Source organism: Streptosporangium sp. NPDC048047 (assembly GCF_040653115.1).
Lineage (GTDB): Bacteria > Actinomycetota > Actinomycetes > Streptosporangiales > Streptosporangiaceae > Streptosporangium.
Window position 1 is genome coordinate 1 of record NZ_JBEZNH010000101.1, and the last position, 11,079, is coordinate 11,079.

General features: G+C 68.8%; 14 protein-coding genes. 11 read left to right on the top strand and 3 right to left on the bottom strand.

The genetic code is table 11. The features are described 5' to 3' along the window. The first annotated feature begins 301 nt into the window (after positions 1-301). On the top strand, positions 302-688 hold the full coding sequence (locus tag AB0D67_RS38270; protein WP_362947097.1) for a DNA-directed RNA polymerase subunit alpha C-terminal domain-containing protein: 387 nt from the start codon (positions 302-304) through the stop codon (positions 686-688). Positions 689-960: 272 nt separating this feature from the next. Continuing rightward, positions 961-1,296 carry a hypothetical protein gene (locus tag AB0D67_RS38275; RefSeq protein ID WP_362947099.1) on the top strand — a complete coding sequence of 112 codons (336 nt, stop codon included), beginning with the start codon at positions 961-963 and terminating at the stop codon, positions 1,294-1,296. A 47-nt stretch (positions 1,297-1,343) separates the two neighbouring features. Here AB0D67_RS38275 and AB0D67_RS38280 read toward each other — a convergent pair whose 3' ends face one another. Then, positions 1,344-1,916, bottom strand: a complete 573-nt coding sequence (locus tag AB0D67_RS38280; RefSeq protein ID WP_362947102.1) for a hypothetical protein — start codon at positions 1,914-1,916, stop codon at positions 1,344-1,346. A 503-nt stretch (positions 1,917-2,419) separates the two neighbouring features. On the opposite strand from AB0D67_RS38280, the gene AB0D67_RS38285 reads away from it, so the two are divergent. The 6 genes from AB0D67_RS38285 (at position 2,420) to AB0D67_RS38310 (ending at position 5,085) form a co-directional block, all read left to right on the top strand. Next, a complete protein-coding gene (locus AB0D67_RS38285; RefSeq protein ID WP_362947104.1) occupies positions 2,420-2,611 on the top strand; it encodes a hypothetical protein in 192 nt (63 codons plus the stop codon). Positions 2,612-2,613: 2 nt separating this feature from the next. Further along, positions 2,614-3,066 (top strand): hypothetical protein, encoded by a 453-nt coding sequence (locus AB0D67_RS38290; RefSeq protein ID WP_362947106.1) that lies wholly within the window; start codon positions 2,614-2,616, stop codon positions 3,064-3,066. Beyond that, positions 3,063-3,794 (top strand): hypothetical protein, encoded by a 732-nt coding sequence (locus AB0D67_RS38295; protein WP_362947109.1) that lies wholly within the window; start codon positions 3,063-3,065, stop codon positions 3,792-3,794. Before AB0D67_RS38290 ends, AB0D67_RS38295 begins: the two co-directional genes overlap by 4 nt. 103 nt (positions 3,795-3,897) lie before the next feature. Continuing rightward, positions 3,898-4,260 (top strand): hypothetical protein, encoded by a 363-nt coding sequence (locus AB0D67_RS38300; protein ID WP_362947111.1) that lies wholly within the window; start codon positions 3,898-3,900, stop codon positions 4,258-4,260. Between the two features lie 85 nt (positions 4,261-4,345). Beyond that, positions 4,346-4,606, top strand: a complete 261-nt coding sequence (locus tag AB0D67_RS38305; RefSeq protein WP_362947113.1) for a hypothetical protein — start codon at positions 4,346-4,348, stop codon at positions 4,604-4,606. 251 nt (positions 4,607-4,857) lie between these two features. Next, the gene (locus AB0D67_RS38310) at positions 4,858-5,085 is read left to right on the top strand and encodes a hypothetical protein (protein ID WP_362947116.1); all 228 of its coding nucleotides are present in this window, start codon (positions 4,858-4,860) and stop codon (positions 5,083-5,085) included. 126 nt (positions 5,086-5,211) lie between these two features. Here AB0D67_RS38310 and AB0D67_RS38315 read toward each other — a convergent pair whose 3' ends face one another. After that, a complete protein-coding gene (locus tag AB0D67_RS38315) occupies positions 5,212-5,979 on the bottom strand; it encodes a Crp/Fnr family transcriptional regulator (protein ID WP_362947118.1) in 768 nt (255 codons plus the stop codon). Positions 5,980-5,982: 3 nt separating this feature from the next. Next, positions 5,983-6,174: a hypothetical protein gene (locus AB0D67_RS38320; protein WP_362947121.1), complete on the bottom strand. Its 192-nt coding sequence runs from the start codon at positions 6,172-6,174 to the stop codon at positions 5,983-5,985. 688 nt (positions 6,175-6,862) lie between these two features. Between AB0D67_RS38320 and AB0D67_RS38325 the strand changes: the two genes are divergently transcribed. The 3 genes from AB0D67_RS38325 (at position 6,863) to AB0D67_RS38335 (ending at position 10,736) form a co-directional block, all read left to right on the top strand. After that, positions 6,863-8,611, top strand: coding sequence for a hypothetical protein (locus AB0D67_RS38325; RefSeq protein WP_362947124.1), 1,749 nt, complete (start codon positions 6,863-6,865; stop codon positions 8,609-8,611). Positions 8,612-9,234: 623 nt separating this feature from the next. After that, complete coding sequence (locus AB0D67_RS38330) at positions 9,235-10,041, top strand: hypothetical protein (RefSeq protein WP_362947127.1); 807 nt, start codon at positions 9,235-9,237, stop codon at positions 10,039-10,041. 143 nt (positions 10,042-10,184) lie between these two features. Next, positions 10,185-10,736, top strand: coding sequence for a hypothetical protein (locus AB0D67_RS38335; RefSeq protein WP_362947129.1), 552 nt, complete (start codon positions 10,185-10,187; stop codon positions 10,734-10,736). The last annotated feature ends 343 nt before the right edge of the window (positions 10,737-11,079 follow it).

Consider the following 11,079-nt stretch of genomic DNA (forward strand, 5'->3'; position numbering starts at 1 on the left):
CCGAGATGGCTCTCCGCTCGCGAACATGTGGCTCCGGATCTCACCTACAAAGCCAGGGCGCTCGCCGCGTCGCGGTGACGGCTGCCGAGGCCAAGGGCGGCCAGGTCAAAAACCGCCCAGCGGTTCCGCGCCCTGAGCGCAGAGCCGCGACGGACGGTTTCGAGGACCTGTCCGGCGACGTGGTCACCCTCCGCCGCGCCCCCCGCGCGGCCGTGGCCGCCGTTTCCCGCTGAGCCCACTTCAGCCAGCCGTACCGCCTGCGGTGCGGCTGGCACTCCAGCCTTCCTTGAAAGGACTCCTCATGCCCGGGGTTCACCTGTCCGCTGACCGATGGAAGACGCTCCTGCATCTCCTCGACCGCCTGGCCCAGGCCAGCATCGACGACAGCGGCGACGCCCACCGCCTCCACATCCTCATCTCCAACCAGCTCGGCGATTCGATCCTCGACCTCGACACCAGCCTGGCCGATCTGGTCGACCGGACCGGCCTGCCGCTCGAAACGCCCCTGGAGGAGGTGCTGGTGGGCATGGGCAGCGCCCGCACCCTCACGTGCCTGGGCCGGGAAGGCATCCACACCATGCGGCATCTGCGGCGCCGTACCTACGACGACCTGCTGGACATCCGCAATATCGGCATCACCTCCATCAAGGCGCTCAAGCGGCGCCTTTGGATGTACGTGGAGGAATGAGGGCTCCTCACCTCGCCATCGATGCCGCTGATCCGCCACCACGTCCCGCTGCTCGTCACGGGCGTGGCTCCCGGCGCCTTTCGTGGGTCTATCGCGGAACTCCTGCACTCCGGAAAGCCGAGCCGCTGCGCGGTCGCCCTGCGGGCGAGCTTTCCTGCGTTCCGGAAACCCGCGATCACGACGACCCAGGCGCCGGGACGCACCGTCCCTTTCCAGCTGCGCCTGGTCTCGTCATCGACGACGGGCCCTCCTTCGATCTTGTGAGGCCGCCAATGTCTTTGGGAGTTCTCCTGCTGGTCCTGGGCGCGCTGCCCGCCGGACTGTTCCTGCGGGTCGTCATCCGCTCACTCAACGACAACGCCCGATACGCCTTCACCGCCGCTGATCGCGCCGCGGCTCGCGCTGCGATCAGGAGACCTCAGACCACAGAGCACATTCATTTGGAGTCCCCTCCCCCGCCCTTGCCCGGAACCTTGTGGTACCTGTGCCGAGCCGACGAGCAGGAGCCGACGGGTTTCGTCGAGCACTACGGCTGGGCCCGAAACAGCGTCGCCGCCACCCGCGCCGCCCACCGGGCAGGGCGAAAGGGAGCGAACCCTGCGGCGTGAGCCGGGGGCGCTCCTCCTTCTGCCTGGCCTCGGCCGTGGTCTGCGGCTCACGTGTGCGGGCAGGGATTCTGCCTCTCCGTCCATGGGCTGACGCTGCGGTGCCGGTAGCGCTGGTAGAAGCCCTTGGCGTGTGCGTACTGGCCGGTGGTGTACCAGGTCAGCTGCGGGTGACGGATCTCCAGCTGGCGCAGGGCCAGGGTCCCCAGCCCGCAGAACTGCCAGTCAGGCGAGAAGCTGATCTTCAGGAGGAGGCCGACGCCGCACGGCTCGCACACCTCGTACCGGATATGGCCGAGCGCATGTTCGCCAGGGGCGACGATCGAGAACTCATAGAACGAGGTCTGGGCGTCGCGGGGCGGGCTGAGGCGGCTGGGCTGGGCGCTCGCATGCGTGATCGCTTGTGATCTGGCGGTGACGGCCGCGGCATACAGGCTCCAGCCCAGATCGGTATCGAGGTCGGCGACGGTGATCTGCGACCAGCCCGGCACCTCGAGGGTCTGGCTGTCCAACAGCGACGCCAGGCGACTCCTCCATGCCTGGGCGAACGCGGCCACTCCCCGGTGCTCGCTGTCTTGCTCGGCGAGCGTCTGCTGGTAGGCCTCGCGGACGATGGCCTGCATCGCTCCTCGCCGTACCCGCCGTTCCACATCATCGTCTCGCACGGCGGCTGCGTTCTGCGCCCAGGCGATCAGCCCACGCAGTCCGCCCGGCCGCCTGCGCGCTTTTGCCGGCCACGACGCGGGCAATGGATCCCACAGTATCCGCACCACGCAGCAAGTGTCCGCGACCGAGGTGGAATCCGGAAGGCCGAGGCTCAGGCCCGCCGTCCGATGACCCTGCCGCACTGAATTTCAGAACGCTTCAGCCTGACCCTTGGTGCGGCGCGGCCTGGGCGGCGGCTGACGCGGACGTGGCAGGCGCGGGCGATGCCGGCCCAGAAGGTCGCCTCCGGGCGCGGCGCCCGCACCGCCTCACGCAACGCCGCCTCGGAGCACACACGCCGTGGCGAGTGCGACCCATTCGACGGCGGAGCAGACCCCGCCTCCCCGCGGCCGGCGGCACCGGATCGAGCCCGGCGCGTTCGACCAACCCGCCCTGTTCTTGAAAGGACAACCCCTCTGTCATGCCTGATCATCTGTCGGAGAACTGCTGCGTCGAACCGTGCCCCATCTGCGGCGCAGCGGCCTCCGAAAAATGCCGCGACGCCCTCCACGGCGACCTGGACGACGAGGTCGAGCCGCGCGACACCGGCGACGTCGTCGACGGCTTCGGCACCGTCGTCTCCGACGCCGAGACCGAGGCCCCGCCGTGGTGACGATGGCTCCCCGTAAGCGGCCCGCCAGCCGGGCGGAGAAGCCCCGCCGGATGGAGCTGCTGCAGCAGCTCCTCACCGAAGGCGTCACCAGAACCTACGTGCTGGCCGCCCGCCTGCAAGTGGACGAACGCACCATCCAGCGCTACCTCAAAGAGCAGGAAGGCGGTGCTGACCGGCGGATCGTCTTCTACACGGAGCTGCCGCCGCGGATTCTGCAGCACATGCGGTGCTACCCGCAGACGTGGTTTTCCGCGCGGGACCTGTGCCGCGTCCTGAGCCAGCCCCGCTCCTACAACAGCCGTATGGGGCACCGCGCCCTCCAGGTTCTGCAGCGAGAGGGCCTGGTGCGTGCGCGGCGGGAGCAGCGCGACCCCTCCAGCCGCAGGATGTGCACCCGCTACCAGATCACCGAGGCGGGTCTGCGGCGAGCGAAGGGGGAGGCGAGCAGGCAGTGACGCCGCTCACCCCGATCGCCCTCCTCGCGGCGCGCGTCACCGCCTACGAGGAACTGGCGCAACGCGGCGCGACCGAGCATGAGCAGCGGCGCGCCACCGAGCTGGCCGACGCGCTGCGCCGGCGGCTCCTCAGCGAACGGGCCGGCGAACCGTTCGACTGGGCGGTGCTGTCCATCCCCGGCACCGGCGGCCAGGGCAAAGCCCGGTTCGAGGCGATGCTCGCGATCACCCGCGCGTACGGCTGCACCCGGGCGGCCTACCCGCCCGGCATGTCCCCGCGCGACCCGTCCGGCGGGTACGAGCTGCAGTTCGGCGGCCCTACGTCGCTGGTGCAGCAGGTCGCCGAGGTGTTGCCCGGCTTTTTGGAGGAGATCGAGGACGCCGCGAAGAGCGCCACCCGGGCCTACGGGCGATACCTCAAGACGCTGCCGGACGACGACCATGACCCGCGGTGGCGGATCGGCATGAGCCGCAGGTTCCGCCGCGAGTACATGACGACCTACGGCCGGCACCTCGGCTACCGCATCCTCACCGGCGACCGTGACCGCCCGACGCCGCTCGACGCGGACCCGTGGGCGGCACATGCGCAGGCGACGCTCGCCGCGTCCCGCTCCGACCTGCGGGGGTGCCTGCCTACCGCGCACGGCTACATCCCGGTGACCCGCCAGGGCCGCCGGCAGATCCACGCACCCGACTACACCCCGCCCACCTTGAAGGAAAGCACCTGACGCAAGACAACCTCATCCGGCCCGTCCGATAAGCACCGCCGCCCGCGGGGCCCGTCGGCCGCTACCGCATCCCGGGTGAGGAACGAACCGGAAGGAGACACCGATGATCGACCCCGAGGCCGCGCTGGAGTGGCTGATCGACCCTGTGGAGGTCATCCCCGGCGGCCGATACCCCGGCCTGCCGCCAGAGCTCGACGCGTGGCACTGCCACGTCAGGGAGTCCGGGCACATCTTGCCGGTGCTGCCCTGCGACCTGGAAGACACCGGCGAGCCGCTGAAGAACCTGTTCAGGCTGCCCGTCCGCACGGTGCTGCGCGCCGGATGGCACCGCCGGCCGGACGGCGTGATCGTGGTCGGCCTGACCTCGGCACAGATGGGCCGCGCCGCCGACGACGACTACGAGTACGGTGACCTCTCCGACGGCGACGACGACGGCGACCGCTGGGACGAACACGACGACCTTTGACGTCCTCCTCCGCCTGCAGGCCAGGGATCCCCCCGCCCGTGAAGGGACATCGGACTGCTCATCTGACCCTCAATGAGGAATGCTGATGAACTGGCACGAACGTTTGCGTGACCGGCTGGCCTCGCCTGAGAACGGCCTGCCCTACCAGATGGCTGTCGCCCGCGAAGGCCACCCGTTGTCCTCAGGAAGACAGGTGTACGCCTTGGCGGACGTCTTGGGCGTCGACCCAGGCGATCTGATGGTGGATCTGCGTAAACAGTGCGCAGACGAACAAAGCGTCCAGGAAACGGTGAAACAGCTTGTAGCCGCCGTCGAATCCCGGCTCGAACTCCCTCCTGCGAGCTGAGCGCGAACGCGGGGGCAGGACCCGCCTGCTACGGCCGGGGCCTGTCCCCGCGTTCGGTGGCGAACCAGTCGGTGACCGGAAGGCGAGCCAGTACCGTCTCAGGCCGTGCTCGCCCCGCTTCGCCGAATGGGCCTGGCAGGGTTCGATCAGAGTGATCGTGAACTGGATGAGGGGATGGTCCGGCTGCGCGAGCGGGCCGATGAGGATGCTGGCCGGCACGCGTGCCCGGCACAACGACGACAGAGGAGACGATGGCGAACACCGACCGCAAGGGCCAACTCGTCGCGGCGCGCACCTATACGGGTACGGTGCACGCCGCGCCCCTGGACACCAGATCCATTCAGCCGGGCCTGGCCCCCTGGAAGGCCGTGTGTCCCGTTGAAACGAACCTCACGCGAACCACCCAGCCGGTGACGTGCCGTCGCTGCTTGATCTGGCTTGCCAAGCGAGGACGAAAGATCGGAGACATCATCGAGTAACCCGGTTTCCCTTCCCCTTCGCCGGCCCTCTACCAGGTCACCTGGTCCGCCCCTGATGACCTGCGGTCCCTGCCAGGCCGGCGAAACCACCAGCGGGCCGGCCTGGCTGCGCAGAAGCGGAACGCCTTAGGGGAGCAGCAACTCGTTCAGGCTGTGGCTGCCCCACGACGGGACCTCTCCTGCGTCGCCGCCCATGGCGGCCAGCGCGATCATGCGTTTGACGTCCACGATGGTCACCGTTGTATGGCCGGTACGCACGAGACCGTCCGACCTCCACTGCTGCAGGATGCGGGCCACCGAGGCGGGGCTGGCGCCGATCCAGCCTGCGAGGTCCGGCTGCGACAGCGGGACGGCGAGGGCGGCACCTGATCGACCACGCCGTTGTTCGCCGTAACGGTAGAGCAGGCTGACGAGCAGGAACGCCAGCCGAGACTCGACGCTGTGGCGACTGACGGCGTGCATCCGGGCGGTGATGTGGGACTGCACACTGAGCCGGTGAATGAGATGCTCCCTGATGCTCGGCAGTTTATGGAGGATCTCTCGTATTTCTTCGCGGGGGATCTCCACGATGCGGCCTCGCCTCAGGACGACCCCGATCGTTTCGGTCTTTCCCAGCCATATCGGGCCGACGGGATCAACGGTGTGCAGGGCGCTCAGGAGATCACCGGGCCCGGCGATGTCCAAGACCACGCGTGAGGCGCTGGAGTTCCCCATCTGCAGCCGGGCCCAGCAATTCGAGCGCAGTATCGTGAAATTGGGCTGCTGGCCGGAGAGGATGACATCGCCCCGGTAGACGGTTCTGGGAAGGCCGCGGCGCAGGAGCAGGCGCCGCTCCAGCGGGGTGAGCCCCGCCCAGAAGGTGATCTGGCCGGCGGGCCGAAGGCGTGGCGTCACCGCTCACACCTGCGAAAACCCGTACAGGGCGAGGAGGATCGCCGGGATGGCGCCGAGGACGACGGCGAAGGCCAGCAGGATGGCGACGGTCCTCTTGGGCGCTGCGGCGGAGAGTTTGACGGCGGCGTAGCCGATGATCCCGAGGATGGCCACGGTGACCGCCCCGCCCACGATGATAACGGAGACGTCTTTCATTCGAATGAAACCTCTTTCGCCTTTCGCCGAGCGCTTTGTCGTGATTGCGGCGTGGTAAGGACCGCAGGAAGACGATAGCCCCAGGGGTCGCCGTAGGCTCCCGATCCGTAAATCCGCCGTGAATAAACGCCATTTTCATGCTCTGACATGCGAAAACGCTGTGCGCCGCCGCGTGGAACAATGTCGGATAAGGCGATTTCCGGAAGGGGAAAGCTCATCCCCGGGGTGCAGAAAACCTCATCCCATCCGGACAATCCAGGTATTTTGGACATGGCGATGCAATATCCTTGCCGTGCTGGGCCTTGAGCCTCTTCGCCGAGCGCGACGGGAGTCAGCACCGGGAGGCGGAGCAGGGGGTGGTAGCCCGGCCCCGCCTCCCACCACGCGATGTCCCACAAGGGGGTGTGCGCGTCATCCAACGGACGGTCCGGCCGACCTGAGCTGATCAACGTGAGACCGATGTCCAGCTAACCGGCGACGATCGAGCCGATCACCGCCGTCATGCCGCTGAGAGCCTCGGCGTGCGCGGCGGTGCGATGAAGGTCGTCGCCGCTGAACCGACGGGGCGCACGCCCGCGGGCCGCGACGTTCCGTTCCCGGGAACTCGCCCCCCGCGCCGGTGCCGGCCGGGCCGCGCCTGAAGACCACCACTGCGGGGTTGTCGGAAACGGCCTGAGGAGACACTGTGATGCGTGTGTTCGCCCATCTCGGCTGCCCGTCCTGCTCGGCTCCGGCCGGCCACGATTGCCGTCGCCGTGACGGCCGCCCTCGACTGCCGCACCTTCACCGCGCCACCCTGGCCCTGGCAATCACCGTCCTGGGGTGGATTGCCGAGCGCTTCGTCACCGCCGATGTCGCCGGTAACCTACGCCTGCTGATCGAGACCGAACACACCCTCGGCCCGCACCGCGGCGCCCGCCGCCTCAGCGCTGCCCCCGGCTTCGGCGGCGAGCACAGCCCCGCGGACACCGCCCGGCGTCCGGCACCCGAGTGGGAACGCGAGATGCTTCTCCTGGCAGCGCGCCTGCAACTCAGCGTCCATGACATCCTGGTCCTCCTCAACGGCCGCAGCCTCACCGTGACCGAGGAGCGCGAGCAAGCAGGAGCCTTCTACGACACCTTGAGTCATCTGCAGCGCGCCATGGACCTGCTCCCGGTAAGCGAGCACGCTCCCATCGGGCCGCCCTCCCTGCACGACCTGCAGCGCCGCCAGGAACGCACCCTCAACAAACAGTTGATCGCCCGCGTCCACCGGCGCGCAGCCCTCCCCCAGCGCCGGCCGGATCAGCGCCTGCCGCCCGCGCGCTGGCAGATCACCCGCTATGACCGCAACGGCTGCTTCAAGGCCCGGCTCGACGACGACCATGGGTTGCTCGGCCCCCTCTACGGTGGCTGGGCGGCCGTACCCGAAGCCGCCGCCGAACTGCTGTCGGCCTGGAGCGTGCCCGCCCGCCGCCCCGTCGAGATCACCTGGCGGTGCGCCACCCCACTGCCCCCCGACCGCCTGCTGCCCTATGGCGGCTGCCTGCTCGGCCACTGCGGCACCGACGACACCCCCCACTACGGCACCCGCCAGGCGATCGGCGCGCTATGGCGCGACCATCTCGACCAGTACCAGGCCCGCTTCGCCGCCTCCATGCGCCAGGTGCAGCAGACCTGGCCCGGCCAGGCCGGCGTGGATGACGTCCTGCGGCAGCGCACCGCCGAGCTCAACGCCTCCCACCCTCCCGCACCCGACATCCGCCGGCTATTGGAGCCCGCCTACGATCACCGCAACGAGATCGGCCCCACCTCCACCGCCTCTGTAGGGCTGGGCCTCACCACTACCTGCGGGTGGATCGACCCGGTCGCCGTCGCCCGCGTGGGCCAGCAGGTCTGGAACGACTTCGCCGACCATCGCCCCGACACTGTCCCGGCCATGCTCACCGCCCTGCTGGACACCTCGGTGGAGGAGGCCCTGCGGATCTGGAGCCTGGACGAGGATCCGATCCGTGTCGAGCGCATCCCCGGGCCCGCCGGGCCGCTCTACACGCTGGGCGCCAACGGAGCCCACCGGCTGACCGCCGCCCGCCTGGCCGCCCTGCCGGGCATCTGGGCGACCATCGACCAGCCCGCGCTCCCGCTGCGGATACAGCCGTGCCAGACGGGCCACTACGAAGATGACGTCGCCCGCCGAGTCCTCACCTGCTGGCGCGGCCTTCTGAGCCGTGGCCTGGTCACCGGCCACCTCGATGAAAACCCCGGTCTGCCCGCGGTAAGCACCCTGCATCTGGACGATGCCGCCGCGATCTGGCTGCTGGCCGCTCCCGACCAGGCCATCGCCTGGGCCGCCACCTACGACCATGCCTATCCCGGGGCACTGGCCGCTCTTGGCATCCTCCCTGAGGTCTATGCCGACGAGCACGCCTGGATCACCTGGCTGGCCGCCACGGCGTAGGACAAGTGCCCGCAAACACCGATGGCATGACCCTCCACGCCGATGCGGCACAACACGACGCACCAGCGCACTCGCCCATCAGGGCGACGCCGCAGCCTTCGGTGACGCGAGCGAGATTCTGGGGCCGGGGATGACCGCACGAGCCGGACTCTTTGTCGCCGACGAGCGCACCCTGGGACCGATGATCAGGCTCGTGTCGATACTCGTACCGGCCGACGACGTGGCCGCACCTCTACCGGATTCACGGTCTGACCGAGCCACAGCGAATCCGCCCGAAGGGACGCTGCCGGTCGTCGACGCGTGGAAGAACCACAGCCCGCGGGGGCGGGGCTTCGCGAGAACCCGGCCCGTATGACCGCCGGACGGGCGGTGAGGGCCGGCAGGGCGGCTTCCCTGCGCCGCTCCTGCCGGCCCCTTCCCTCACGCCGTTTCCGGGCGCAACCGATGGGGTGTGGGCCGCGGCACGGAAAGACCGGGAACCGCCATCACAGCGGAACGATCATGGTACTTCATCAGCCGCACCGCGCCGACCGGCGCACAAACGGACCGGATGGGACCGCGCGCTCCACCCCCGCCGCATCCATGACGCCTGCGCTCGGCGGCATGTCCTCGACAATGGCTCCATGGGAAAGCACGACCTCGGATCCGTGGCCGAAGAGTGGTTCGACCGCTACCTTTCCGAACGCGGCTACAGCGCCGACATCCCCGATGACTCCAACCGGAAGAACCCGGACAGGCTCATCACCGTGCCTGACGGCCGCCAGGTCGTGTGCGAGGTCAAATCGTTCGCGACTTTCGGGCTCCTCAAGGAGGCCCGCTTCAGGGAGGGCAGCGGCGGGATCCGCGTCAGCCAGCCGATGTCCCGCAGCCAAAAGGAGGCACTTCAGCCGATCCGCGACAAGATCAAAGAGGCGGCCAAGCAGCTCAAGCGGTACAAGGGCGACGGTGTGCCGCTCATGGTGATATTGGCCAACCCGATGAACTGCCCGGTCCCCTTCGACGAAAGCAGCGTCATCGCCGCGATGTACGGCGACATCGACGCGGTCTTCGAGGTCACCGAGCCAGGCGCCGAGCATGAGGACACCTCCTGGCTGCAGGCCAGCCGCAACGGCAAACTCACCAGCGACCACCACTACATCAGCGCCGTCGCCCTCGTGCGTGAACGGCCGCACAGCGCCGCCTGGGCAACGGCGTGGTTCGACGAGAACCGGCCGCGGTTCGGCCGGATCCAGGACATGATCGCCGCCTACCTCGAAGTGGCCGAGACCGACAGCGTGCCGCAGGGCAGCGAGGTGTTCCTCACCGTCATCGAGACCATCGGCGAAGAGGCCGTGCGTCTGCCTCGCGACCTGTTCAACGGCCCCCTCGATCTGCGCTACGGCCCGGCACCCGACGGGACCGGCCTCACACTCTTGAGCGATGCCCAGTAAGAGCTCCTGGCCGAAAGCGGCTGAAACGCAGCCGTGACCGCCAGGCCCAGGCGCAGTCGGCGGATACGACAGCGAAGGTGTCTCGGAAGGCGGCGCCCGGGTGGGCCCACCGCACGGCGACCGTACCGACGAAATTCCAGGCATTGGCGAAGCCGCTCGCGACCGGTGCGGTGGATAAGGCCGACATGGCCGGTGAAGGTTGCCTGACCGCCCGATCGCCTTTTACGCTGTGGTCGTCAGTCCTCATCGCCCCTTCGAGGGTGCGCAGCCCCGCCGCTGAGACAGCGCGGCGGCCGCTTCATCCCCCTTTTCGAGGGGTCGTCACCTATGTGACAGCAACCGCGGATGTGAGGACACCTGTGTACCGGTCAACGTTGTGGCGTCGCGACATCACGGAAACGCTTTTCCCGCCGGAGGCTCGCGCGGGTGTCCTCACCGCGGTGGCCAGTGGGGTGCCGCTGAGCGAGGCGATGAAAAAGCACGGCCTGCACGACGAGCTCGCCTATGGCCGCGCCCGCTGGGACGCAGAGTGGCGGGCGGCGCTGTACGACGCGCAGATGATCGGCCGCGACCCGTCCCTGAAACACGGCAAGGCGTGGACCTACGCCCACCACCGTTGCCGGTGCCCGGAGTGCCGGGCCACACAGCCCGGCTGCAAAGGGGCCGACGTCCGGGAGCTACCGAACGCTGCATGAGATGGCCCGCCCTGAGGTGGAGATCCTCGCCGAGAGAGGTCATGAGGAGCCGGTGGAGCAGTTCATCATGGCCGATGCCACCCGCCGACCCGTTGACGCTCGCACTTCAGGCGAACGGTTATGGCCCCGTCAGGCGGTAGAGGTATCGTTCCGCGCCTAGCGAGGTGTTCCCTTCGCCGACTACGAGTTCTCCTGACCCAAGCCTCCCGTTTCGGCATCTGTAGCCGGACCTGGGCCGCACAGGAGAACGCCGAACGGCCCCGTCACGCCAGGCGGAGAGCGGAGACCGCGGGTCAGACATCCCTGGATGTGGAATGTCAAGCCGCAAGGTCCTGTTGCCGAT

Excerpts from the sequence above, each read along its gene's own strand:
- AB0D67_RS38290 (WP_362947106.1), top strand. The coding sequence starts at position 2,614 with ATGGCTCCCCGTAAGCGGCCCGCCAGCCGGGCGGAGAAGCCCCGCCGG.
- AB0D67_RS38280 (WP_362947102.1), bottom strand. The coding sequence starts at position 1,916 with ATGCAGGCCATCGTCCGCGAGGCCTACCAGCAGACGCTCGCCGAGCAA.
- AB0D67_RS38330 (WP_362947127.1), top strand. The coding sequence starts at position 9,235 with ATGGGAAAGCACGACCTCGGATCCGTGGCCGAAGAGTGGTTCGACCGC.
- AB0D67_RS38300 (WP_362947111.1), top strand. The coding sequence starts at position 3,898 with ATGATCGACCCCGAGGCCGCGCTGGAGTGGCTGATCGACCCTGTGGAG.
- AB0D67_RS38310 (WP_362947116.1), top strand. The coding sequence starts at position 4,858 with ATGGCGAACACCGACCGCAAGGGCCAACTCGTCGCGGCGCGCACCTAT.
- AB0D67_RS38305 (WP_362947113.1), top strand. The coding sequence starts at position 4,346 with ATGAACTGGCACGAACGTTTGCGTGACCGGCTGGCCTCGCCTGAGAAC.
- AB0D67_RS38320 (WP_362947121.1), bottom strand. The coding sequence starts at position 6,174 with ATGAAAGACGTCTCCGTTATCATCGTGGGCGGGGCGGTCACCGTGGCC.
- AB0D67_RS38285 (WP_362947104.1), top strand. The coding sequence starts at position 2,420 with ATGCCTGATCATCTGTCGGAGAACTGCTGCGTCGAACCGTGCCCCATC.
- AB0D67_RS38270 (WP_362947097.1), top strand. The coding sequence starts at position 302 with ATGCCCGGGGTTCACCTGTCCGCTGACCGATGGAAGACGCTCCTGCAT.
- AB0D67_RS38275 (WP_362947099.1), top strand. The coding sequence starts at position 961 with ATGTCTTTGGGAGTTCTCCTGCTGGTCCTGGGCGCGCTGCCCGCCGGA.
- AB0D67_RS38325 (WP_362947124.1), top strand. The coding sequence starts at position 6,863 with ATGCGTGTGTTCGCCCATCTCGGCTGCCCGTCCTGCTCGGCTCCGGCC.